Source organism: Paenibacillus sp. P36 (assembly GCF_045866505.1).
Lineage (GTDB): Bacteria > Bacillota > Bacilli > Paenibacillales > NBRC-103111 > Paenibacillus_E > Paenibacillus_E chondroitinus.
Map to the genome: position 1 here is coordinate 3,207,837 of NZ_AP038372.1, position 22,611 is coordinate 3,230,447.

The window sequence follows — 22,611 nt, forward strand, 5'->3', positions numbered from 1 at the left end:
TGAAAGATGCTGAAATTCGTTGGCGGGGTGCTCATTATCAGTGCCGCCACCTTGTATGGTTTTCTGCAAGCCGCTCACTACGTTAGGCGACCTAAACAAATTCGGATGCTAATTTCGGCGCTGGGACGCATGGAAACAGAAATCACATACGCAGTTACACCACTGCCCGAAGCCTTCTCCTCTCTTGGCAAACAAGTTGCTGAACCGCTGTCCTCCTTGTTTCGATTAACATCGGAGCGGTTGCTAGCGAGCGACGGGACATCGACTCGTGACATTTGGCATAGAAGCGTTAAGGATGTATGGGGAAGAACATCGATGAAGCAAGCCGAGCAGGAGGTTGTACTGCAGCTTGGGTCTGTACTAGGCGTGACGGATCGCAGTGATCAAATCAAGCATTTGCGGCTAGCTATTTCACAGCTTCAGGCAGAAGAGACCGAGTCTAGAGAAGATCAACGCCGTTACGAGAAAATGTGGAAAAGCCTGGGTGTCCTTATCGGAGCACTAATCGTAATTTTGATGTATTAAGGGAAGCGAGGAACTTACCCTATGCAGAAGTTCCTTGTCAACAGAGTGAGGTGCCTGGAATGAACGTAGATGTGAATGCCATTTTCCAGATTGCCGGCATCGGCATCATCATCGCGATGATCCATTCGGTGCTCAAGCAGATGGGGAAAGAGGATATGGCACACTGGGTCACGGTCATTGGCTTCGTGGTCGTGCTCTTCATGGTTGTCAGCATGCTCGATCATTTGTTTAAAGAAATCAAAACGATCTTCTTATTCCAATGAGGTGCGCCGTATGGAAATCATCCAGATTGTAGGCCTGGGGCTCATCGTTACGATACTAACGCTCATCATCAAGGAGCAGAAACCCATGTTTGCGTTCTTGCTGGCGGCCTTTACAGGCATCATGATTTTCTTGTTTCTGATCGGCAAAATCTCCAGTGTCATCCAGGTGCTTGAAGATTTAGCGCAAAAATCAAATATCAATATGGTGTTTCTTAAAACGATCCTGAAAATCATCGGAGTTGCCTACATTGCTGAGTTCGGCGCACAAATTGTGCGCGATGCCGGACAAGAATCCATCGCCTCCAAGATCGAACTCTCTGGGAAAGTGCTCATTATGGTAATGGCGATTCCGATCATTACCGTCATCATCGAGACTGTCGTTAAGCTGCTCCCTGCTTAGATGATCCATTTAGGAGTGACTCAAATGAACCTGCTTTATTCGCACCAGAAGCTGAACAACCGCTGGATCATCTTGTTCATCATGACAATGGCTTTGTGGCTTGGCATGTCGAACTTCTCGACCGCAGAATCACCGACAGACGCCATCATCAAGGAGCAAGCAGAACATCTGAATACGGAGCCTGTCGAGCAATATTGGGATAAGCTCATGAAAGATTATGGCGGCTACTTCCCCGAAAGCAAGACGCCAACCTTCATGGAACTGCTCCTGGGCACGAAGGGCGTCAGCATGAAAAGCATATTCAAAGGACTCTTACGCTACGTTTTCCATGAAATCATCATCAACGGCAAACTGCTCGCTTCCATTGTGATTCTAACGATTTTCAGCATGATTCTCGAAACGCTGCAGAGTTCTTTCGAAAGAAACACGGTAAGCAAGCTCGGCTACTCGATTACCTATATGGTCTTGATTATTATCGCGATCAATTCCTTCAGCGTAGCAATCGGATATGCCAAAACTGCAATTACATCGATGATAGAATTCATGATCGCAATCATGCCGCTGCTGCTAACATTGCTAGCTTCTATGGGAAATGTAACCTCAGTAGCCATCTTGCATCCGCTCATCGTTTTCATGATTCACTCGGTGGGCACAGCGATTTATGTCTTTGTTTTTCCGTTATTGTTCTTCTCGGCCGTTCTGCACATCGTGAGCTCGCTAAGTGAGAAATACAAAGTCACCCAGCTAGCAAACCTGCTTCGCACAATCAGTCTTAGCATGCTCGGGGTTTTCGTCACTGTTTTCCTCGGCGTGATTTCGATACAAGGGACTGCCGGTGCGGTGCGAGATGGCGTAGCCATCCGAACAGCCAAATACATCACAGGCAACTTTGTTCCTGTGGTAGGTCGTTTATTCTCCGATGCAACGGAGACGGTTATAGGCGCGTCTTTGCTTGTGAAAAATGCGATCGGACTTGTCGGCGTTGTCATTTTGATCATGCTGTGCGCGTTCCCGGCGATCAAGATTTTGACCTTGGCTTTTATCTACAACTTGTCTGCAGCGGTTATGCAGCCCTTGGGAGACAGCCCGATCATTGCTTGCTTGCAGACGATTGGCAAAAGCTTGATCTACGTTTTCGCTGCGCTGGCAGCTGTGAGTTTAATGTTCTTTCTGGCTTTAACGATCATGATTACGATCAGTAACGTCTCGGTGATGATGCGGTGAAAGGAGATTCGCTATGGACTGGTTAGGCGGATGGCTGAAAACGGTCATCATGGTCATCATGCTGGCCACCTTCGTTGATCTTCTGCTCCCCAGCAACACCATGCAGCGCTATGTAAAAACCGTCATGAGCTTATTCATCCTACTAACACTTTTAACGCCCGTCTTGCAGTTATTTCAGAAAGATTGGGATGTGGATCAATTGCTTAGCCAAGCCGAAAAGCAGCAAAACGAAAAGACGATGCTTGCCAGCGGTAGCGGAGGAAGTCCCTGGATGAAATCACTCGATGTGATTACGAAGGATGCCCAAAAACTTCAGGCTGCGGGCCAAGAGCAATCACAGCAGATGATCCAGACCCAACTGGCCGGACTGATGAAAGAGGACATTCAGAAACAGACGGACCTAACCGTTCATGACGTTCAGGTCGTCGCGCAAATAGACAATAATGGGAAGCCCTCCATTACGAAAGTCAGGGTCACCCTTGATGATATAGAAGTCAAAAGCAAGTCAAGTCCTGCTGCCGGGTCCAAAAGTATTGCCGCTATGGAACCGGTCAAGCCTATTGATCCGATAAGGATTAAAGCGAATGAACAAGAAACAACCGCATCTGCCCAGGCTGCAGCACCTTACGAGCAGGAGGTTGAAAGACTGAAACAAGGCATTACGCGCAATTGGCTGGTTGAACCTGCACGCATTGATATCCAAGTTGAACAAAGGAATGGAAGGATTGCGAGGTGAATCGATGGGAACATTGCTGCAATGGATGGAGAACAAATTCGGCGGAGGTCCGGGAGGGCCAAAACGTAAGAACACACTCCTATGGGTCATCATGATTGGACTTATGGGAGCGGCGCTGATGATTATGAATGCATTTATGACTGTAAAAGAGGTTGATCCCATCACTGCGGGCAGAGCCTCTCCGCCTCCCAGTAAAGAAACATTTCTCAATAATACATCCAAGGAAAACTCGAGCTTTCACGAATATGAACTGGCGTATCAGTCGCAGCTCAAAGATATTTTACAGAAAATCGTTGGTGTTGGCGATGTTGAAGTCCTGGTCACCATTGAGTCAACGGAGGAATTGACCGTCGACAAAAATTACAATGATAACCAGCAAATGACGACAGAACGCGACAATGGCGGGGCGACTCGGAATATATCCCAGGTCACGCGAAGCGGAGAAGTGGTTATCTATCAAGTGTCAGGCGACCAGAAGCCGCTTGTGCTCAAATATATCAAACCTAAGATCAGAGGGGTCATCGTTGTCGCGAAGGGCGCTGAGAATCTGACGGTGAAGAAAATGATTTCGGAAGCCGTTGAGCGCGGGCTTGATGTCCCATTGAATCGTATCTCCATTTTACCCCGGAAAACCGGTGAATAAATCCAATAGGTAATCAAAATTGAGGAGGAATATACAATGAACGCAAAAAGACAAACAATTTGGCTCGTATCTATGCTTAGCTTGATGGTGGTGCTCTCCGCGTACTACTTGTTCACTGAGGATGTGAATAAACTCGATCTGGCATCGACGGATACGACGAAGCAGAGCCAGGAAGTGAAGATTGATATGGCTCAGGTTGACACGGCAAATGCAGCGAAAACAGACGTAAAAGCAACTACTGGCACAGATACAAAAGTCGACACAAAAGCAACAACACCGCAAAATTCAACAAAAACAGACGTTAAGACAGACGCGAAAACGGATGTTAAAACAGATGCAAAAACAGATGTGAAAACTGATGCTAAAACAGACGTGAAAACGGACGCAAAAGCAGATGTGAAAACGGACGATCAAGTGCTGAAACAAATGGAAGAACAAGCGAAAACTACGTCGGCAAGCGACTACTTCACGAATGAACAAATGAAACAAAGTGAATATTTCGCCAAAGCTTCTTCCGATCTGATGGAAATCATCATTGACACGAAAAAAACACCTGAAGCGGTAGCGAAAGCAACGAATGATTTATCTAAATTGACAGATGTTCAAGAAAAAGTTGAAAATCTGCAAGATGTGCTGATGAAAGACTTTCCTCAAGCCATCGTTAATCAAGAAGGCAACAAATGGAAAGTAACCGTTCAAAGCGATAAATTGGAGAAAAGCCAAGGGGTTACTATCGTTGATATGGTCGTCAAAGAGCTTGGTGCTGCTCCGGAAAACATCAAAATTCAATACGTTCGTCCATAGTTTAAAAGAGCTATCAACATGGCAAGGGAGGGTACAGGAAAGGGTCCAGGTAAAACTGGACTCTTTCCATTTCTTGCGTTTATGGGTATAATACATACGTTGCGGCTATGAAACCGCATTTTTTACTGGTTCACCAACTTTGAAGGAGTGACATGAATGTTCAAATTGAGTGAAATCAAAGAGTTAATCAAACTCGTCGATCAATCCTCTTTACAAGAACTTGAAATTGAAAATGAAGGTGCTCGCCTGTCGATTCGCAAGCCGAATAAATCAGAGCCTGTATACGTAACAGCACCAGTTCAACACACATATGCTCCGATTGGTCAAGCAAGTGTTCCTCACGCAGCACCGGCTGCAGCTTTGGAAACTTCTGTACCTGCGACTACTGGACATGCTAAGCAAGAGGACTCATCTTTACATAAGATCGTCTCACCGATGGTAGGAACTTTCTATCAGTCTGCTTCTCCTGGCGCTGCTCCTTTCGCAAGTGTTGGTCAAAAAGTAGGCGATAAAACAGTTGTGTGCATCGTTGAAGCTATGAAATTGATGAATGAGATTGAAGCCGAAATCAAAGGTGAAATCGTTGAAGTACTCGTTGAAAACGGTCAACTTGTTGAGTACGGACAACCTTTATTTTTGGTGAGACCGGAGTAAGTTAGTATTTTGCTAACGGAAAACTCTTAGGAGGAAAATTAATGAAATTTCATAAAATCCTAATAGCGAACCGAGGAGAAATAGCTGTTCGTATTATCCGAGCTTGCCGTGAGTTGGGCATTTATACGGTGGCTGTATATTCGGAAGCAGATCGTGAAGCGCTGCATGTGCGACTTGCTGACGAAGCCTATTGTATTGGTCCGACTGCGTCCAAGGACAGCTACTTGAACTTCACGAACCTGATGAGTGTTGCCACCCTGACAGAATGTGATGCCATTCATCCCGGTTATGGATTTTTAGCGGAAAACGCCGACTTCGCAGAAATTTGCGAAAGCTGCAACATTACGTTCATCGGACCTTCACCTGACGCCATTAGCCGTATGGGCGACAAGGCAGTTGCCAAGCAAACGATGAAAGACGCGCGCGTGCCAATCATTCCAGGGTCTGACGGGTTGGTTGAAAACGTGGAAGACGCAATCGTCATCGCAAGAGATATCGGGTATCCGGTTATCATTAAGGCGACAGCCGGCGGCGGAGGTAAAGGGATTCGTATTGCCGAAAATGAAGAGACGCTTGTCTCCCAAATTACGGCTGCGCAGCAAGAAGCGCAAAATGCTTTCGGCAACGCCGGTATTTATTTGGAAAAATATTTAACGGGCATGAAGCATGTAGAGATTCAAATTTTAGCGGACAAACATGGCAACGTCGTTCACTTGGGTGAGCGTGATTGTTCCGTACAGCGCCGTAGACAGAAACTCGTTGAGGAAGCACCTTGTCCAATCCTGACGCCTGAAACGCGTGCAGCGATGGGGCAGGCAGCTGTTCGCGCAGCTCTGGCTGTTAATTACTCGGGTGCAGGAACACTGGAGTTCTTGCTTGGACCTGACGGTAATTTCTACTTCATGGAAATGAATACGAGAATTCAAGTCGAGCATCCCGTAACCGAAATGATTACCGGTATCGACATTATCCAAGAGATGATTAGCGTTGCCGAAGGCAATCCGTTATCCTTCTCGCAAGATGATGTTCGTATCAATGGCTGGGCGATCGAATGCCGTGTAAATGCGGAAGATCCGAACCGGAACTTCATGCCTTCGGCAGGCCAAGTGAAATTCTACTTGCCTCCTGGTGGATTCGGGGTTCGCGTAGACAGTGCCGTTTATCCGGGCTATACGATTCCACCACACTATGATTCTATGATCGCCAAACTAATCGTCTGGGGAAGTACGCGCGATGAAGCGATTGCCCGCATGAAAAGAGCGCTCACGGAGTTTGCCGTTGACGGTGTTAACACAACGATTCCGTTTCATCTGAAGCTGCTTGAACACAAGAAGTTCATCAAAGGCGACCATGATATTAAATTCCTGGAAGAGCACGATGTGAACGATGCAGATTCATAGATAATCATTTGTCATATTTTTGGCAAAATGGTATAGTTATAAATTAAGGATGGCTTATCCAAAAATTCTTAGGAGGTGCCACAATGAGCACAATCGCTCCGGATTACGTCAAAACAGACATGGGCAGCATCCAAATTGCCCCCGAGGTTATTGAAATCATTGCCGGTTTGGCAACGGTGGAAGTGCAAGGAGTAGCGGGGATGAGCGGTGGACTTGCTGGCGGCATTGCTGAATTGCTTGGACGCAAGAACTTGTCCAAAGGCGTAAAGGTAGAAGTCGGACAACGTGAAGCTGCCATTGACGTCTCCATCATTATCGAATATGGGAATCGCATTCCTGAGGTTGCTAGCGCCATTCAACAGAATGTGAAGCACGCAATCGAATCAATGACTGGACTTAGCGTCGTTGAGGTTAATGTTCATATTCATGATGTTCATTTTAAACAGGCAGAGAAACCGGTTGAAGAAGAAACAGCAGCTGCTGGTCGAGTGAAATAAGGCGGAATTGCTGCATCCATATGGATCATTGAAACCCCCTACAGCATGCAGGGGGTTTCCTCTAACTATAGGAAGGGGACAAGCTTACGTGGGTAAAATTGTGGACAGGCTCTTGCTGCTTCTCTATAGCCTAATTATTTTCGTTGCATCTATCCTTGTATTGTTCACAGCATCGAGCTGGATCCCATTAGAACAAGTAGGTCAACTGTTACATAATTTCTATTATGAGAAGAACTACGCATATCCGGCCATCGTGATCAGCTTGGTTATGCTGCTAATTTCTGTTCGGTTTCTTATTCTAACGCTTCGCCGCGGCCGCGCTCAAGCGCCATCGATTGATCAACGCACGGATTTTGGCGATATTCGCATTTCTATGGAAACCGTCGAGAATTTATCTTTGAAAGCTGCTGGTCGTTCGAAAGGTGCCAAGGATCTGCGCGCACGTGTAAGAGTGAATCAATCAGGACTTGAAATTACGCTCAGAACAGTGGTGGATGGGGAAAGTTCGATTCCTGAACTCACAGAAGAGATGCAAAGTACTGTGAAAAGTTACATAGAGGACATTACCGGCATTCCCGTAGCTTCCGTAACCGTATTCGTAGCAAATATCGTGCAATCAGCCCCAACGTTTAAAAGCCGAGTCGAATAGAGGTGAACCCACTCATGTGGAACGAATTGTGGGAGTCCCATAGGGGCAAAGTGATCGGAGTGGCAGCAGGCATTTTCTTCGGCTTCATTTATTTATTTTTTGGATTCTGGGATATGCTGATCTTTGGATTCATTGTTCTGGTCGGATTTTATATTGGGAACAAACTGGATCGCAAGGAAAGTTTCGTCATGCTTGAAGACATTTGGCGCTATCTCACGCAAAAATGGAGAATGTTTCGCTAAAATCCCTGGTACATCCATGGATTTTTTTGTTTGGATTGGCTCCATTATGACGTATACTAACAAAAAGAGCTTTAAAAAGGACGAAAACGGTTTTGCCTAGCAAAACTCAAAGTTAATGCTTACGAAGACAGTTTTGCTAAAGCAAAACTTTTAGGAGGAACAAAATGAAACGCAGAGTTGCACGAGAGCTTGCTGTACAAAGTTTATACCAAATCCAGATGAATGAGGCTACTCCTCAGGAAGCTGTCCAAATCGCCGTTCATGAAGCAGAAAATGACAATGAAACGCAATTGGAAATCAAAGGGGACAAAATTAATTCAGCTTACATTTTGGAGCTGGTTGAGGGGACATATAGCAACAAAGTTCGCATTGATGAGCTGCTTGAAGAGTATTTGAAAGGCTGGGCTATGGACAGGCTGTCACGCATTGATCGTGAAGTGCTGCGTCTGGCTGTCTATGAAATGCTCTACCGAGACGATGTTCCGCCGAAAGTTGTCGTGAATGAAGCCATTGATTTGGCGAAGCATTATGGCACGGACGATTCCGGAAAATTCGTCAACGGTGTTCTTGGTAAAATGATCAAGGAAGTCGAAGATTTGAAAAGTAAGGTCACACCAACTTAACTTAACAGCTTACGAAGATGATGTTCACAACATTTTTAGGGGGAAAAAACATGTCTGGTCAAGTTATTAATGGAAAAGAATTGGTAAGTTCTATTCGTGAGGAAATTCGGGCGGATGCTGCAGCGCTTACAGCGAGTGGCCATCAACCAGGCCTTGTCGTTGTGATTGTAGGGGAAGACCCGGCTTCGCAAGTGTATGTTCGAAATAAAGCAAAAGCATGCGACGACGTAGGCATTTATTCGGAAGTACACCGTCTGCCTGAAGCTACGACTCAGCAAGAATTAATCGCACTCATTCACAAATTTAATAGCGACAACAAAATTAACGGCATTCTTGTACAATCACCCCTGCCTAAACATATTGATGAAGAAGCTGTTGTGGATGAAATCGACCCATTGAAAGACGTGGATTGCTTTCACCCCGTGAATGTTGGGAATTTAATGATCGGTAAAGACGGTATGAAGCCTTGTACGCCTCACGGAGTTATCGAAATCTTGAAACGCACAGGGGTAGAAATCGCTGGCAAACACGCTGTTGTCGTTGGAAGAAGCAATATTGTTGGAAAACCAATGGCTATGTTATTGCTGCGCGAGCATGCAACGGTTTCTATTGTTCATTCACGTACCCCGAATATGGAAGAAATTACGAAGCAAGCGGATATTCTTGTTGTTGCCGTAGGTAAAGCGCATCTAATCAAAGCTAATCACGTAAAACCAGGCGCTGTTGTCATCGATGTGGGGATGAATCGTCCTGCTGACGGCAAGCTGACAGGCGACGTTGATTTCGAAGCGGTAAAAGAAATAGCAAGCGCGATTACACCGGTACCGGGCTGTGTGGGACCGATGACGATTACGATGCTGCTTCGCAATACGGTGGATGCTGCAAGCCGCGCCGCTAAAGTGAATGTGAGTGTTTAACCGAGCTTATGGGTAGAAACGAGACGAAGATTTTTTCTGTCAAGGATTTAAACCGTTACATTAAATTGCTGCTTGAAGGCGACAATCGCCTTCAGGATGTTTGGGTGCGAGGAGAGATTTCCAACTTCACGCATCATTCCAGCGGCCATATGTATTTTACGCTGAAGGATGCCGATGGCAGACTGAAGAGCATCATGTTCGCCTCCCATAACCAGAGGCTAGGCTTCATTCCCAAAGAGGGTACCAAGGTGATTGCCCGAGGTAATATTTCCGTGTATGAACGGGACGGCGCTTACCAGTTCTATGTGACGGCGGTGCAGCCGGATGGCATCGGCAGTTTGTATTTAGCTTTCGAGCAGCTGAAAAAGAAGCTCGAAACGGAAGGGCTGTTCGCGGCGGAGCGCAAAAAACCGATTCCTCGGTTTCCACGTGCGATCGGCGTGATCACCTCCCCGACGGGGGCTGCGATCCGTGATGTCATCATCACGCTTCAGCGGCGCTTTCCGTCGGTGCAAATCCTCCTGTACCCCGTTTTGGTACAGGGGACAGGGGCAGCTCCTTCGATCGTCAAAGCGATCGAAGCGATGAACCGCCTCGGTGAAGCCGACGTGCTCATCGTGGGCCGCGGAGGCGGCTCACTGGAGGAGCTCTGGGCGTTCAACGAGGAAGCCGTGGCGCGGGCGATTGCAGCCTCCGCGATTCCTGTCATCTCGGCCGTCGGCCACGAGACGGACTTCACGATCGCGGACTTCGTCGCCGATCTGAGAGCTCCTACGCCCACGGCGGCGGCGGAGCTCGCCGTGCCTAGCACGCTGGAGCTGAAGCAGCAGCTATCGCAGCAGGCGCAGCGCCTGCACTACGGGCTGCTCCAGCAGCTGCGCCGCAAGCAGGAACGGCTGGAGCGCGCGAAGCGCTCGCCGTTCTTGACGAACCCCCGCAGGCAACTGCTGATGCAGCCTGCGGAAAGGCTCGACCGGCTGGCGGAGCAGCTCGGTTACCGGATGCGCCAGCGCGTTCAGCGGCTGGCGGAACGGCACATGAAGCTGGAGCGTACGCTCAGCAGCTTCAATCCCAAAGAGCAGGCCGTGTTCGCAAGACGGCGCCTCGATACCTCGGGGCGGCAGATGCTCACGGCCATGCAGACCCTCCTGCGTGCGAAGAAGCAGGAGTGGCAAGCCAGCGTCCGTCATCTGGACGCCCTCAGCCCGCTGAAGGTCATGCAGCGCGGCTACAGCTTGGCGTATGACGAAGAGGATCAGGTCCTCATTCGATCCGTTAGCCAGGTGAAGGTTGGGGACCATGTGAAGATTCGCCTCAAGGACGGCAGATTGGACTGCCAAGTATCGGGGATGGAGGAGAACCAAAATGTCAACGAATGAAACGGAAGTAAGCTTTGAAGTCGCAATTGAGCAGTTGGAGCGTATTGTGGCGCAATTGGAAAGCGGCGACGTGCCTCTGGAGAAAGCGATCGAGCTTTATCAAGAAGGTGTGCGGCTCTCTCACTTGTGCGGCGTGAAGCTAGAGCAAGTCGAGAAGAAAATTGAGATGCTGGTTGAAGGGGAAACAGGCACTGTAAACAGGAAGCCTTTCCAACCTGCCTTGGAAGATAAGGGGAATTAGGTTGAAGACAATGTCCACTATTCGTGAATATATTGCTTCGAATGCTGAACTGGTCGAAGCAGCACTAATACAAGCACTCCCTGCGCAATGGAATGTACCTGCCTCTCTGCGTGAGTCCATGAACTATTCGCTGATGGCTGGCGGCAAACGGCTGCGGCCTATTCTCGTTCTGGCGGCAGCTGAGGCGCTTGGCGGATCTCAAGCAGCGGCATTACCTGCAGCACTTGCGATTGAAATGGTACATACGTACTCCTTGATTCATGATGACCTCCCTGCGATGGATAATGATGATTACCGCAGAGGGAAACTGACGAATCACAAAGTATACGGGGAGGCCATGGCTATCCTGGCCGGAGACGCTCTGTTGACACATGCCTTTTACAGCATCACGCAAGCTCACAAAGTACATGGCATCCCAGCGGAACGCGTGCTGTCCATCACGGAAGAACTTGCTGCATACGCGGGTGCAAGAGGTATGGTTGGCGGTCAAGCTGCTGATATGCTTGGAGAACAGGGCTTAACGAAGCTTGAAGAGTTGGAGTTCATCCATCTGCATAAAACAAGTGATCTTATCGTATTTTCGCTGCGGGCGGGCGCACATATTGCCGGAGCCACATCAGGGCAGCTAGCTGCGTTAAGTGAATTCGGGAATGCAATCGGACTTGCTTTTCAAATTCAAGATGATATTTTGGATATTATCGGGGATGAGCAGAAGCTCGGCAAGCCGGTGAAAAGCGATGAGAAGCAGCAAAAGGTGACCTACCCGTATTTTATTGGACTCGAAGCTTCCGAGATGAAGGTCAAAGAATTGACCGAGAAGGCTAAGAAAGCGCTTCTGCAAGGCGGGTTTACCAATCCGGAGAGGCTGTTTCAGCTTGCTGATTATTTAATGGAAAGAGATCATTAAAGGTTTATTTTACATATTTTGTTGTTACTTTGGGTGGATTTTCACGATTTGCCCAAAACTATGATATAATGGTCAAATGAATCACAGTATTTTCACATTGAAAGTGAGGAAACAAGCGTGCTGCTCGAACAAATCAATCGACCTGAGGATTTGAAACGGTTATCCATGGCGGAGCTTGAGGTATTGGCTGGTGAAATCCGTCAATTTCTGATCGAAAAGTTATCCGTTACAGGTGGACATCTGTCCTCGAACTTAGGTGTGGTTGAGCTCACCATCGCTTTACATACCTTGTTCCACAGCCCCTATGATAAATTGCTTTTTGATGTGGGTCATCAGGCGTATGTGCACAAAATTTTGACAGGCCGCAAGGATAAGTTTGATACATTGCGTAAGTACAAAGGCTTGTGTGGGTTTATCAAGCGATCTGAAAGTGAACATGACGTCTGGGAAGCCGGACACAGCAGTACCTCTTTATCCGCAGCGATGGGCATGGCCATGGCGCGTGATCTCAAAGGCGAACACAACAAAGTCGTTGCCATCATCGGTGACGGTGCCATTACTGGCGGCATGGCGTTAGAAGCCATGAATCATATTGGTCATGAGAAGAAGAATATTATGGTCATTCTGAATGACAACGAAATGTCCATTGCGCCCAACGTCGGGGCGATTCATAACTATTTAAGCAAGATTCGTTCGGATCGCCATTATTTGAAGGCGAAAGAAGAAGTTGAACATTTACTTAAGAAAATACCTGCCATTGGCGGCACGTTGGCTAAGACAGCGGAGAAGCTCAAGGACAGTCTCAAATATTTTGTGTTAAACGGAGTTTGGTTTGAAGAGTTAGGCTTTACTTACATCGGTCCTGTAGACGGACATAATTTGCCTGTTTTACTGGATACTTTGAAGCAAGCAGAGAAAGTTGTCGGGCCCGTACTTGTGCATGTCGTCACTATGAAAGGAAAGGGTTACACGCCTGCTGAGCAAGACTCTCATAGCTGGCATGGACCGGGACCTTACAAAATTGAGTCAGGCCAAGTGCTGAAATCGGTTGGACCTCCCATGTATACAGAGGTGTTTGGTAACACACTGATCCAAATGGCTGAACAGGATTCCCGCATCGTGGCGGTTACACCTGCGATGCCAGGGGGATCAGGCTTACTCAAGTTTGCCAAGCAATTCCCAGACCGCATGATCGACGTTGGGATCGCGGAACAGCATGCGGCTACGTTATGCGCAGGTTTGGCCAGCGAAGGATTAAAGCCGGTGTTTGCCGTGTATTCTACCTTCCTGCAAAGAGCTTACGACCAAGTGGTCCATGATATTTGCCGTCCGAAGTTGAATGTGGCCTTTGCCATTGACCGCGCCGGTTTTGTAGGACCTGATGGCGAAACTCACCAAGGCGTATACGATATTGCCTTCTTGCGCTCATTGCCTAATATGGTGTTAATGATGCCGAAGGATGAGAAAGAATTACAGGATATGATGCAGACAGCTCTTGAATATGACGAAGGACCAATTGCCTATCGTTATCCTCGGAACAGCGGAGTCGGGGCGAACCTCGATGAAGCGCCGAAAGCAATCCCTATTGGAACTTGGGAGACGCTGCGTGATGGCGATTATGCCGCTGTTTTGGCGGTGGGTCCGATGGTTCAAGTTGCCTTAGAAGCTTCTGAGCAATTAGCCAAAGAAGGAATCAAACTTCGCGTTGTGAACGCTCGCTTCATTAAACCTCTGGATGAAGTATATTTACACCAGTTGGCGAACGAATCGATACCGATCATCACGATGGAAGAAGGCGCCATTCAAGGCGGGTTCGGCAGTGCTGTCATGGAGTTTTTTGCAGCTAATCATTTCACAGGATTACATGTTAACGTGATGGGGATTCCCGATTACTTCGTTGAGCATGGATCGGTGAAGGAACAACGTGAAGAGGTCGGACTTACTGCACATAATTTAATTGCCGAAGTGAAGAAGCTCGTGCCTCGCAAAAGACAACGGGCCTAAACGCTGCAACGCTACGAATAGGAGTAAAGACAAACACAATGTCATCGGATAAAGAACGATTGGATTTATTGCTCTTGGAGCAAGGCTATTTTGAAAGCAGGGAAAAAGCAAAGGCCGCCATTATGGCAGGCCTTGTTTTTGCTGATGAAGAACCCGTAGATAAAGCAGGGATGAAGATCAGCCGGAAAGCTGTGCTGAAAGTGAAAGGTGCGCTTCATCCTTATGTAAGCAGAGGCGGCTTGAAGCTGGAAAAGGCGTTAAAACAGTTTGAGATCAATCTGGCTGGCGCTGTCATGATCGATATAGGCGCATCCACAGGCGGTTTTACAGATTGTGCGTTGCAGAACGGCGCTTCCAAGGTTTACGCGGTTGATGTAGGTTACAATCAATTGGATTGGTCGCTGCGCAATGATGAGCGTGTTCAAGTGATGGAGAGAACGAATTTCCGTTACACCACAATGGAGGACCTGAATGGCCCGCGGCCAACTTTTTCCAGTATTGATGTCTCTTTTATTTCTTTGCGCATTATTTTACCTCCTCTGAAAGAAATTTTATTGAACGAGGGTGCCGTTGTAGCGCTCATTAAACCGCAGTTTGAAGCAGGACGAGAGAAAGTGGGTAAATCAGGTGTTGTCCGGGATCCAGATGTGCATACTGAAGTTTTGACCACAGTGCTCACTTTTGCAGAAGAGCTTGGTTTTCGATTAAAAGGATTAACATACTCACCGATTACGGGTGGGGAAGGAAATATTGAATTTCTAGCTTACTGGTCAAGCGATTCGAATGATGATGCCACGCTTGCTGACGCTGCTTCGCTGAAAGACCTCATTGCCCTTACCGTAAAAGAAGCACAAAAATTGCATGGCAAATAAACTCATCTTTGAGCACCCTTTTTGCGGCCCAGAGATGGGTTTTTTCAGTTGACAAACGCGCTCGCCCAAAAAAGCACGACGAAGTCGTTTTTCCTTGCTTCATAAAAAGGATTTACGGATCATATCCGCGAATACTATGGCGAGGTGAGGGACATGGAGAAGGGCGATGTCACAGTCATTTTGCTGATCCTGATTGTAGGTATAGGTTTTCTTTTTTTTCGATTTCAAAGGTGGTTGAATGGGCCAACGAAAAAGCGAATCCGAATTCCAAAACATTCAGAAATTCCTCAGGATGAAGTTGTTGAGCTGCTGGAAGGAGCTGGCTTTGACGTGTTGGCCGGTAAAACCAAAATTCCAATCTCCATGACCTTGAACGATAAAGAGCAGCTGGAAAGCAGGCTATTTATTGACTATTTTGTCCAGAAGGATGATCGCATTTACCTGGTTAAAGTAGCCAAGGAACGGAAGCCGCTTGAAATGACAGGCAGTTCCATTCGAGATATGCTGCTGGCTTACAGTCTTATTTATCCGGAGGCTGACGGGGTGCTTTATGTCGATATGGCCATGAATAAAATCAAAAAAATCACATTCCATATAGAGGTGTAGGCATGAAAGGTCAAAGGCATGTAAAAATCAGGGAAATCATTACGAATAACGAAATCGAGACACAAGATGAATTAGTGGAGTCCCTGCGGGCGGCTGGTTTCCACGTTACCCAAGCGACGGTTTCCCGGGATATCAAAGAGCTTCATCTGATTAAAATCCCGCTGGATGACGGGAGATATAAATATTCGATGCCGGCCGATCAACGGTTTAACCCTATGCAAAGGCTGCGTAGAGCGCTCAGCGATCATTTTGTGAGCATTGATAGTACCGATAATCTGGTTGTGATGAAATGTCTGCCGGGAACTGCAAACACCATCTGTGCACTGATCGATAATTTGGAGTGGGAAGGTGTCATGGGAACCATTTGCGGTGATGATACGATTCTTGTGATTTGCCGCGGCAAAGAGAAAAGCGTTTCTTTTGTAAACGAAGTTATGTCCTTATTATCTTAAAGCCAGGAGGAATACATGCTTACAGAATTATCGATTCGTAATTTGGCGGTTATTGAACACGTGCATATCCGTTTTAAAATGGGGTTTCATGTCCTTACAGGGGAAACAGGCGCGGGGAAATCCATCATCATCGATGCGTTAACACTCATTGTTGGCGGTAGGGGTTCTTCCGATTTGGTCCGTTATGGAGCAGACAAAGCTGAGATTGAAGCCATGTTCGAGCTTCCGCCGACTCATCCAGTTTGGGATACGCTGACTGAGCTCGGCATTCAAGCGGATCCGGGCGAGCATTTGCTGATCCGCCGGGAAATTACGGCTACTGGGAAGAGCTCCAGCCGAATTAACGGTCAGCTCGTGAATCTTACGATGCTGCGTCAAACAGGGGAATGGCTCGTTAATATCCATGGACAGCACGAGCATCAATCGCTGCTCAACGATGAAGAGCACATCCATTCTCTTGATTTGTTCGGGGATGTGGAAATAGCTGCTGCTAAAAAAATCTATCAATCTACTTATGATGAATATATGAAATTGCACAAGGATTTGCGCGAGCTTCAGGAAACGAGTAAACAAGCGCTTCAGATGCTGGATTTATATCGTTTCCAAATCGATGAGATATCGGCTGCGAAGCTGAAGGCTGGCGAAGATGAAACTTTGGCGGAAGAGAAGCGCAAACTGGCCAACGCCGAAAGGCTGTATCAAAGCACTTCCGAAGCTTACGATTTCCTTTATGCGACGAACCGTGGCTTGGATGCTGCCGGCAAAGCGGTTTCTCGGATTCAGGATATCGTTCAATTGGATCCGGCCAATCTTACGCCATTGCTTGAACAGGCGCAATCCGCCTACTATCAGCTGGAGGATGCCGCTTACCAATTACGCGATTATCGAGAAGGCATTGAGTTCAATCCGTCACGTTTGGATTTTATTGAACAAAGATTGGATACAATCACGTCTCTTCGCCGAAAATATGGAGAGAATATAAAAGAGATCCTGACTTACTTGGAGAAAATAAAAACAGAAGTCGACACGATCGAGAATAAGGACGAGCATATTCAGAAAATTGAGGGGAAGCTTGCTGCGCTCGAAAAGCAATTAGGCGTCGCTGCGCTTGATCTTTCTAATTTGCGCCGCGGAATTGCTCAGCAGCTCGCTGTTCAGATTGAGCATGAGCTTCGCGATCTGCAGATGGAACGCACCCAGTTCCGCGTCCAAGTCGAGCAAGTGCTTGACGAGCGCAACGGGATCGAAGTCGAAGGGAAGAAAGTGAAATTTTCGCGCCAAGGGATCGATCAGATTGAATTTATGATGGCGCCTAATCCGGGGGAACCGCTTCGTGGACTTAGCAAAATCGCTTCAGGCGGGGAATTGTCGCGAATCATGCTGGCCATGAAAACTATTTTTGCGCGAATCGATCAGATTCCTGTACTTGTCTTCGACGAGGTTGACACAGGGGTAAGTGGACGCGCGGCGCAAGCGATTGCTGAGAAAATGTCTAATTTGTCAGGCAGCTGTCAAGTTTTCTCGATTACACATTTACCGCAAGTCGCCAGTTTCGCTGATGTTCATTTCTATATTCGCAAAGAAGTTGATCAGGACAGAACCTTCACCCGGGTGCAAGATATGCCGGATTCCGGACGAATTGAAGAGTTGGCGCGGATGCTCGGCGGGGTCGAAGTGACGGAAACGACGCTGCATCATGCGGGGGAAATGCTTGCCATGGCAAGAAATAAGAAAGCAAGGGCATGAAAGTATAGATAGTCATCATTTTCAGTTATAAAACAGGGGGAGTGGGGTTAACTTATAGGTACGCATTTGACGACGAAGTTCGTCAGGGCCTAAGGATGTGTGAGGGAGCGTGAAGATATTGCAATCCAGCAAAAGGAAAAGATTGTTCGGACTCCTGCTCGTCTTCTTCGTTTGTATGGTAAGTTTGTCTCCGCCTTTTCAAAGTTTTGCCTCTTTCCCCCAAGAGCTCCGCTTGTTTAGCGGTCAAGGGAAGCAGCTACAATTAACGATGCCCGTTAGCGCTCAAGTGACGGTCAAAGACACGGACATTGTGAAAGTAAATGGCAATGCTGAGCACTCATTTCAAGTTAATCTGAACGAACCCATTTCATTACAGTCCGATCGCTCTGGGCAAACGGAAATGAAGCTCAAGCTGTTCGGCGCAATACCGATTAAAACAGTGAAAGTGAATGTCGTACCTGATTTGAAAGTCATTCCAGGTGGCCAAACCATCGGAGTGAAGATTAAGTCTGCCGGTATTCTGGTCGTAGGTCATCACTTGGTCACTGTTGCCCCAGACCAAAAAGTTTCACCTGGTGAAGAAGCCAAAATTCAAGTCGGAGATTTGATTACCAAGATCAATGGCAAGGATTCGAAGGATGTCAGTAAGGTTGCGGACTTGGTTGCCAAATCCGGAGAGAGCAAAACGCCTCTGGATCTCAAAATCCTGCGCAACAATGAAGAGATCTCGGTTAAGCTTCAACCCGTTTATGATGTTGTAGACAAGTCTTATCGTTTGGGATTATATATCCGCGACTCAGCTGCAGGTGTTGGCACTCTGACCTTCTATGCGCCTGATCAGGGTGTATATGGAGCTCTGGGACATGTCATCACGGATATGGATACCCAGACGCCAATTATTGTAGGTGACGGGGATATCGTGTATTCTAATGTGACTTCAATCTCCAAAAGCCACAACGGTGATCCCGGCGAAAAACATGCTACGCTTTACAAAGATAGCAAAGTGATTGGCAATATCGAACGTAACACAGCTTTCGGTATCTTCGGCAAAATGTATGCAGCACCTGATCACAGCTTGGATAAAGAAGCTATTCCTGTTGCTTTCGCTGAGGAAGTGAAGGAAGGTCCGGCACAGATTTATACCGTCGTTGAAGGCCAGAAGGTTGAGAAATTCGATATTCAGGTTGTTCATGTCTCTAAACAGGACACACCCGGAACAAAAGGCATGGTCATCAAAATCACAGATCCTCGTTTGTTAGATAAAACGGGTGGTATTGTGCAAGGGATGAGCGGCAGCCCCATCATTCAAAATGGGAAACTCATTGGTGCCGTCACGCATGTGTTTGTTAATGATCCTACCAGCGGCTATGGCTGCTTTATCGAGTGGATGCTGCAAGACTCAGGGATCATTCTTAGACCATCAAATGGAGCGACTTTCAAAGAATCAAAGGCGAGCTAAAGCCTTTGGTTCTTTGTTTTATTTTAACCGGATTCTACAAAGGAATATCCGTTTTACTGTGAATTTGTCGAAAAATGTAGTATGCAGAAGATAAATATATTATTATATAAGAAAGTGAAATAAAAGAAAAGAAAAATAATATTCGACAGAAGGAATTTAAGTTGGGGTGTCGAATACCTTTCTTAAGAGAGAAATAACCAAACCTGCCCAGTAGCTAAAGGAGGATTTTACGTTGCAAAAAATTCAAGTTTTACTAGCCGACGATAACCGTGAGTTTACCCATTTATTATCCGAGTTCATTGGTGAGCAAGAGGATATGGAAATTGTAGGGGTTGCGTACAACGGTAATGAAGTTCTTCGTTTTCTCGAACAACAACGCGAATTACCAGACGTACTCATTTTAGATATTATTATGCCTCATCTGGACGGTTTGGGTGTACTCGAAAAAATGAGGGAAATGAACCTCCCTACACAACCCAAGATCATCATGTTGACAGCGTTCGGTCAGGAAAACATTACGCAAAAGGCTGTACAGCTTGGAGCCTCTTATTACATACTAAAGCCTTTTGACATGGAAACGTTAACGAATCGAATCCGCCAACTGGTAGGCAATACGCAGACCAATGCGACAACCTCCTCGGCTTCAACACCTCGCGCGAATGTCGTACATATGCCTAAAGGAAAAAATTTGGACGCAAATATCACCAGCATCATACATGAAATCGGCGTTCCTGCACATATTAAAGGATATCAATATCTTCGCGAAGCGATTACGATGGTGTATAATAACATCGAAATTCTAGGCGCGATCACCAAAACGTTATACCCAGCTATCGCTGAAAAGTACAAAACGACGCCTAGCCGCGTTGAGCGCGCGATTCGTCACGCGATTGAAGTCGCTTGGACGCGCGGCAACATCGACAGCATTTCGTTTATTTTTGGCTACACGATTAATATCTCGAAATCGAAACCGACGAATAGCGAATTTATCGCGATGGTGGCGGATAAGCTCAGAATTGAGCATAAGGTTTCTTGAGACAGTTAGAATCTTTATAACCGTATATGGACCCAATGAACCAATTTGGTTTATTGGGTTTTATTGTTTCCTACAACGAGATGAAGCGGAGGATGTTATCCATGAAATATGAACTCGGCAGGTGTCTGTTAAGTGAGCGTTTGCAAGAAAAGGGGATGTCGATGGAGGAATTAGCACAAGATTTGCAGTATAAGCCGGAGAAGCTCTCTGATTTCGCGGAAAATAAACGAATTATGCCGCTCAAGTCGGCAATTTCGATTGCCGTTACTTTGGGCTGCGAAGTAACTGAATTATATGAATTAATCACAAGCGAGTCCGCCGTGAATTAACTTAAAAGGGCAAGTTGTAGATGGAATGTCAGAAAGACTACCTATCAAGTAGGTAGCCTTTCTGTAAATTTAATTACCAAACGAATGCGCTAGTGATGATTACCAGCAAAATGAAAAGAACCAAGATTGCTGCTGAAGAATTATACCCACCAGTTCCACAACTCATCCGAATCAACCTCCAACTGAGATTTGGTTTGTGTTTCGAGATAGCTTATGACTATTTTCAAATGAATGTTTGGGCGAGAGGACTGATTGTGCTTTTGTCCCGAATTGCAAAAAAATTGGAACCAAACTTTGCAAATTTACGTTATACATCTAAGTCAAAACATACTAACCACCGTAAGGTAAAGCTTGGAGGCGCGAAGAAGTTGTTATTAACATTAGTGATTGTTGTGGTGCTTATTGTTGTTATTGTGCTAGTTATGTATGGATACCCGGTTTTTGGACGACGGCCTTCCAAAGAAAAAGCGTTGAAATTATCGCGTTCTCCCCAATTTGTTCAAGGGAAATTTCAAAATCCTGCTCCGGCCATGATGGAGATGAACTTAAAAACGACATTGGGTATTTTGCGTGATTTTACCAAAAGTGCCCCTAATCGTCGACCGTCCACTCCCTTGGCTATGGATGCCCCGCTTCTTCAAAAGGATACCGAAACGAAAGTAACATGGTTTGGCCATTCCGCGTCACTGCTAACAATCGATGGAAAGGCACTTTTGCTCGATCCTATGTTTGGCCGAGCTCCATCTCCTTTTCCTTGGTTTGGGAAAGGAAGATATAGCGGCGGGTTGCCTTTTGAAGTTGCGGAACTGCCTGTCATTGACGCCGTAGTATTATCTCATGATCACTATGACCATCTGGATTACGGCACTATTCTGAAAATTAAGCACAAAGTAAATAAATTTCTGGTCCCGCTAGGGGTCGGAGGCCATTTGGAACGCTGGGGTGTGCCACCCGAAAAAATTGCTGAATACGATTGGTGGGATGAGTTCACCTACGATGGGCTGACATTTGCCTGTACGCCAGCGACGCATTTTTCAGGTAGAAGCATGACAGACCGTGGGGCTACACTCTGGTGTTCCTGGGTAATCAAAGGCGAGCAATCTAATGTATTTTTCAGCGGAGACAGCGGGTATTCCCCTCATTTTGAAGCAATTGGCCGGAAGTATGGCCCTTTCGATGTTACGTTAATGGAATGCGGCCAATATGATAAACGCTGGGCTGATATTCATATGCTGCCTGAAGAGACTGTACAGGCCCATCAGGATGTGAAGGGAAAGCTGCTCATTCCTATTCACTGGGGTGCTTTCACCTTAGCGCTGCATGATTGGTTCGATCCAGTGGAGCGGGCAGTGAAAGCGGCACATGGAAATCACGTCCGAATCGCAACGCCGAAAATCGGCCAAACTGTGCGTATTCTTGCGGATGAAGTACCGAACACTGCTTGGTGGAAGGTGCGGGGGTAGTCGCCAGGTTGGTAAGAAACTGGATACTGGGTCTTCAGCATGGTATGATGGGTAGATCTAGACAAGTAATCAGGAGAGAAGAATAATTTATGGTTAAGCAAAAAAGTGAAAGAAAATTTCATTTCCTGGGCGTGCTGTTAGGTGTTGCGGTTGATAATGTGGGGACTTTGGTATCAACCGTTTTATTTGGCAGCCTATACTTTGGAAGCAACCCGGTGAACGAGCAGGATATTAGCACATTTTATTCAAATGTCATGCTTTTACTGTTGTTTTTAGTCATTGGCCTTTTCTGGTCGTTTCTTGGCGGATATGTCGCTGCCAGGGTAGCGAAACGTGCGGAATATTTTAATGCGGCATGTATTGGTGTCATTGGGGCGGCGATCGGGTTCGATTCGATGCTGAGCAATAACGGTATCCCATTATGGTATGAGCTGATTGGCTTCTTCGCGATCGTGCCGGTCTCGCTGTTAGGCGGCTATCTGGCATTGAAGAGGAAAAAGGCGCCATTGAAATGAATATGGTTTTCAAAGAGACTTGGGA

At 46.7% G+C, this 22,611-nt stretch carries 28 protein-coding genes; 27 read left to right on the forward strand and 1 reads right to left on the reverse strand.

All coding sequences use genetic code 11. The annotated features are described in order from the left end of the window. The first annotated feature begins 6 nt into the window (after positions 1–6). From spoIIIAB to ACKTT9_RS14250, 25 genes are all read left to right on the forward strand, one after another. Positions 7–525, forward strand: coding sequence for a stage III sporulation protein SpoIIIAB (gene spoIIIAB / locus ACKTT9_RS14130; protein WP_127449631.1), 519 nt, complete (start codon positions 7–9; stop codon positions 523–525). A 59-nt stretch (positions 526–584) separates the two neighbouring features. Further along, on the forward strand, positions 585–788 hold the full coding sequence (gene spoIIIAC, locus ACKTT9_RS14135) for a stage III sporulation protein AC (protein WP_029197158.1): 204 nt from the start codon (positions 585–587) through the stop codon (positions 786–788). Positions 789–798: 10 nt separating this feature from the next. Further along, positions 799–1,188, forward strand: coding sequence for a stage III sporulation protein AD (gene spoIIIAD, locus ACKTT9_RS14140; RefSeq protein WP_127449633.1), 390 nt, complete (start codon positions 799–801; stop codon positions 1,186–1,188). 24 nt (positions 1,189–1,212) lie between these two features. After that, positions 1,213–2,412: a stage III sporulation protein AE gene (gene spoIIIAE, locus ACKTT9_RS14145; RefSeq protein ID WP_407872090.1), complete on the forward strand. Its 1,200-nt coding sequence runs from the start codon at positions 1,213–1,215 to the stop codon at positions 2,410–2,412. 13 nt (positions 2,413–2,425) lie between these two features. Further along, entirely contained in the window at positions 2,426–3,148 is a 723-nt protein-coding gene (spoIIIAF, locus tag ACKTT9_RS14150; RefSeq protein ID WP_407872091.1) for a stage III sporulation protein AF, read from the forward strand. A 4-nt stretch (positions 3,149–3,152) separates the two neighbouring features. Then, positions 3,153–3,791, forward strand: coding sequence for a stage III sporulation protein AG (gene spoIIIAG, locus ACKTT9_RS14155; RefSeq protein ID WP_127449639.1), 639 nt, complete (start codon positions 3,153–3,155; stop codon positions 3,789–3,791). A gap of 36 nt (positions 3,792–3,827) precedes the next feature. Continuing rightward, on the forward strand, positions 3,828–4,595 hold the full coding sequence (locus ACKTT9_RS14160; protein ID WP_407872092.1) for a SpoIIIAH-like family protein: 768 nt from the start codon (positions 3,828–3,830) through the stop codon (positions 4,593–4,595). Positions 4,596–4,751: 156 nt separating this feature from the next. After that, positions 4,752–5,249, forward strand: coding sequence for an acetyl-CoA carboxylase biotin carboxyl carrier protein (gene accB / locus ACKTT9_RS14165; RefSeq protein WP_127449643.1), 498 nt, complete (start codon positions 4,752–4,754; stop codon positions 5,247–5,249). Positions 5,250–5,290: 41 nt separating this feature from the next. Further along, positions 5,291–6,649 carry an acetyl-CoA carboxylase biotin carboxylase subunit gene (gene accC, locus ACKTT9_RS14170; RefSeq protein WP_157319926.1) on the forward strand — a complete coding sequence of 453 codons (1,359 nt, stop codon included), beginning with the start codon at positions 5,291–5,293 and terminating at the stop codon, positions 6,647–6,649. Positions 6,650–6,732: 83 nt separating this feature from the next. Beyond that, positions 6,733–7,146, forward strand: a complete 414-nt coding sequence (locus ACKTT9_RS14175) for an Asp23/Gls24 family envelope stress response protein (RefSeq protein ID WP_127449647.1) — start codon at positions 6,733–6,735, stop codon at positions 7,144–7,146. Positions 7,147–7,234: 88 nt separating this feature from the next. Next, a complete protein-coding gene (gene amaP / locus ACKTT9_RS14180; protein WP_407872093.1) occupies positions 7,235–7,795 on the forward strand; it encodes an alkaline shock response membrane anchor protein AmaP in 561 nt (186 codons plus the stop codon). A 14-nt stretch (positions 7,796–7,809) separates the two neighbouring features. Next, a complete protein-coding gene (locus tag ACKTT9_RS14185) occupies positions 7,810–8,037 on the forward strand; it encodes a DUF2273 domain-containing protein (protein WP_127449651.1) in 228 nt (75 codons plus the stop codon). A gap of 164 nt (positions 8,038–8,201) precedes the next feature. Further along, positions 8,202–8,660 carry a transcription antitermination factor NusB gene (gene nusB / locus ACKTT9_RS14190; protein WP_407872094.1) on the forward strand — a complete coding sequence of 153 codons (459 nt, stop codon included), beginning with the start codon at positions 8,202–8,204 and terminating at the stop codon, positions 8,658–8,660. 50 nt (positions 8,661–8,710) lie between these two features. Then, on the forward strand, positions 8,711–9,577 hold the full coding sequence (folD, locus tag ACKTT9_RS14195) for a bifunctional methylenetetrahydrofolate dehydrogenase/methenyltetrahydrofolate cyclohydrolase FolD (RefSeq protein WP_127449655.1): 867 nt from the start codon (positions 8,711–8,713) through the stop codon (positions 9,575–9,577). A gap of 8 nt (positions 9,578–9,585) precedes the next feature. Continuing rightward, positions 9,586–10,956: an exodeoxyribonuclease VII large subunit gene (gene xseA, locus ACKTT9_RS14200; RefSeq protein ID WP_407872095.1), complete on the forward strand. Its 1,371-nt coding sequence runs from the start codon at positions 9,586–9,588 to the stop codon at positions 10,954–10,956. Further along, positions 10,943–11,197, forward strand: coding sequence for an exodeoxyribonuclease VII small subunit (gene xseB / locus ACKTT9_RS14205; protein ID WP_407872096.1), 255 nt, complete (start codon positions 10,943–10,945; stop codon positions 11,195–11,197). Before xseA ends, xseB begins: the two co-directional genes overlap by 14 nt. Before the next feature lie 10 nt (positions 11,198–11,207). Beyond that, on the forward strand, positions 11,208–12,104 hold the full coding sequence (locus tag ACKTT9_RS14210) for a polyprenyl synthetase family protein (protein ID WP_407873039.1): 897 nt from the start codon (positions 11,208–11,210) through the stop codon (positions 12,102–12,104). Positions 12,105–12,221: 117 nt separating this feature from the next. Next, on the forward strand, positions 12,222–14,108 hold the full coding sequence (dxs, locus tag ACKTT9_RS14215) for a 1-deoxy-D-xylulose-5-phosphate synthase (protein WP_407872097.1): 1,887 nt from the start codon (positions 12,222–12,224) through the stop codon (positions 14,106–14,108). Between the two features lie 38 nt (positions 14,109–14,146). Beyond that, a complete protein-coding gene (locus ACKTT9_RS14220) occupies positions 14,147–14,980 on the forward strand; it encodes a TlyA family RNA methyltransferase (protein ID WP_407872098.1) in 834 nt (277 codons plus the stop codon). 153 nt (positions 14,981–15,133) lie between these two features. Next, a complete protein-coding gene (locus tag ACKTT9_RS14225) occupies positions 15,134–15,586 on the forward strand; it encodes a hypothetical protein (protein ID WP_407872099.1) in 453 nt (150 codons plus the stop codon). A gap of 2 nt (positions 15,587–15,588) precedes the next feature. After that, positions 15,589–16,038 carry a transcriptional regulator AhrC/ArgR gene (gene ahrC / locus ACKTT9_RS14230; RefSeq protein ID WP_127449667.1) on the forward strand — a complete coding sequence of 150 codons (450 nt, stop codon included), beginning with the start codon at positions 15,589–15,591 and terminating at the stop codon, positions 16,036–16,038. A 15-nt stretch (positions 16,039–16,053) separates the two neighbouring features. Further along, entirely contained in the window at positions 16,054–17,784 is a 1,731-nt protein-coding gene (gene recN / locus ACKTT9_RS14235; RefSeq protein WP_407872100.1) for a DNA repair protein RecN, read from the forward strand. Positions 17,785–17,902: 118 nt separating this feature from the next. Then, positions 17,903–19,243: a SpoIVB peptidase gene (spoIVB, locus tag ACKTT9_RS14240; protein ID WP_174806719.1), complete on the forward strand. Its 1,341-nt coding sequence runs from the start codon at positions 17,903–17,905 to the stop codon at positions 19,241–19,243. Between the two features lie 232 nt (positions 19,244–19,475). Then, entirely contained in the window at positions 19,476–20,279 is an 804-nt protein-coding gene (gene spo0A, locus ACKTT9_RS14245) for a sporulation transcription factor Spo0A (protein ID WP_157319935.1), read from the forward strand. Positions 20,280–20,380: 101 nt separating this feature from the next. After that, positions 20,381–20,608 (forward strand): helix-turn-helix domain-containing protein, encoded by a 228-nt coding sequence (locus tag ACKTT9_RS14250; protein WP_407872101.1) that lies wholly within the window; start codon positions 20,381–20,383, stop codon positions 20,606–20,608. A gap of 73 nt (positions 20,609–20,681) precedes the next feature. On the opposite strand, the gene ACKTT9_RS14255 is transcribed toward ACKTT9_RS14250, so the two are convergent. Next, positions 20,682–20,774 carry a YjcZ family sporulation protein gene (locus tag ACKTT9_RS14255; RefSeq protein ID WP_145655433.1) on the reverse strand — a complete coding sequence of 31 codons (93 nt, stop codon included), beginning with the start codon at positions 20,772–20,774 and terminating at the stop codon, positions 20,682–20,684. A 202-nt stretch (positions 20,775–20,976) separates the two neighbouring features. Between ACKTT9_RS14255 and ACKTT9_RS14260 the strand changes: the two genes are divergently transcribed. Both ACKTT9_RS14260 and ACKTT9_RS14265 read left to right on the forward strand, forming a co-directional pair. Continuing rightward, a complete protein-coding gene (locus ACKTT9_RS14260; RefSeq protein WP_407872102.1) occupies positions 20,977–22,071 on the forward strand; it encodes an MBL fold metallo-hydrolase in 1,095 nt (364 codons plus the stop codon). A gap of 89 nt (positions 22,072–22,160) precedes the next feature. After that, on the forward strand, positions 22,161–22,586 hold the full coding sequence (locus ACKTT9_RS14265; protein ID WP_407872103.1) for a hypothetical protein: 426 nt from the start codon (positions 22,161–22,163) through the stop codon (positions 22,584–22,586). Positions 22,587–22,611 lie beyond the last annotated feature (25 nt).

Bases quoted from the DNA above. Each gene is read 5' to 3' on its own strand.
- spoIIIAB (WP_127449631.1), top strand. From the start codon at position 7: ATGCTGAAATTCGTTGGCGGGGTGCTCATTATCAGTGCCGCCACCTTG.
- spoIIIAC (WP_029197158.1), top strand. From the start codon at position 585: ATGAACGTAGATGTGAATGCCATTTTCCAGATTGCCGGCATCGGCATC.
- spoIIIAD (WP_127449633.1), top strand. From the start codon at position 799: ATGGAAATCATCCAGATTGTAGGCCTGGGGCTCATCGTTACGATACTA.
- spoIIIAE (WP_407872090.1), top strand. From the start codon at position 1,213: ATGAACCTGCTTTATTCGCACCAGAAGCTGAACAACCGCTGGATCATC.
- spoIIIAF (WP_407872091.1), top strand. From the start codon at position 2,426: ATGGACTGGTTAGGCGGATGGCTGAAAACGGTCATCATGGTCATCATG.
- spoIIIAG (WP_127449639.1), top strand. From the start codon at position 3,153: ATGGGAACATTGCTGCAATGGATGGAGAACAAATTCGGCGGAGGTCCG.
- ACKTT9_RS14160 (WP_407872092.1), top strand. From the start codon at position 3,828: ATGAACGCAAAAAGACAAACAATTTGGCTCGTATCTATGCTTAGCTTG.
- accB (WP_127449643.1), top strand. From the start codon at position 4,752: ATGTTCAAATTGAGTGAAATCAAAGAGTTAATCAAACTCGTCGATCAA.
- accC (WP_157319926.1), top strand. From the start codon at position 5,291: ATGAAATTTCATAAAATCCTAATAGCGAACCGAGGAGAAATAGCTGTT.
- ACKTT9_RS14175 (WP_127449647.1), top strand. From the start codon at position 6,733: ATGAGCACAATCGCTCCGGATTACGTCAAAACAGACATGGGCAGCATC.
- ACKTT9_RS14185 (WP_127449651.1), top strand. From the start codon at position 7,810: ATGTGGAACGAATTGTGGGAGTCCCATAGGGGCAAAGTGATCGGAGTG.
- nusB (WP_407872094.1), top strand. From the start codon at position 8,202: ATGAAACGCAGAGTTGCACGAGAGCTTGCTGTACAAAGTTTATACCAA.
- folD (WP_127449655.1), top strand. From the start codon at position 8,711: ATGTCTGGTCAAGTTATTAATGGAAAAGAATTGGTAAGTTCTATTCGT.
- xseA (WP_407872095.1), top strand. From the start codon at position 9,586: ATGGGTAGAAACGAGACGAAGATTTTTTCTGTCAAGGATTTAAACCGT.
- xseB (WP_407872096.1), top strand. From the start codon at position 10,943: ATGTCAACGAATGAAACGGAAGTAAGCTTTGAAGTCGCAATTGAGCAG.
- ACKTT9_RS14210 (WP_407873039.1), top strand. From the start codon at position 11,208: ATGTCCACTATTCGTGAATATATTGCTTCGAATGCTGAACTGGTCGAA.
- ACKTT9_RS14220 (WP_407872098.1), top strand. From the start codon at position 14,147: ATGTCATCGGATAAAGAACGATTGGATTTATTGCTCTTGGAGCAAGGC.
- ACKTT9_RS14225 (WP_407872099.1), top strand. From the start codon at position 15,134: ATGGAGAAGGGCGATGTCACAGTCATTTTGCTGATCCTGATTGTAGGT.
- ahrC (WP_127449667.1), top strand. From the start codon at position 15,589: ATGAAAGGTCAAAGGCATGTAAAAATCAGGGAAATCATTACGAATAAC.
- recN (WP_407872100.1), top strand. From the start codon at position 16,054: ATGCTTACAGAATTATCGATTCGTAATTTGGCGGTTATTGAACACGTG.
- ACKTT9_RS14250 (WP_407872101.1), top strand. From the start codon at position 20,381: ATGAAATATGAACTCGGCAGGTGTCTGTTAAGTGAGCGTTTGCAAGAA.
- ACKTT9_RS14255 (WP_145655433.1), bottom strand. From the start codon at position 20,774: ATGAGTTGTGGAACTGGTGGGTATAATTCTTCAGCAGCAATCTTGGTT.
- ACKTT9_RS14265 (WP_407872103.1), top strand. From the start codon at position 22,161: ATGGTTAAGCAAAAAAGTGAAAGAAAATTTCATTTCCTGGGCGTGCTG.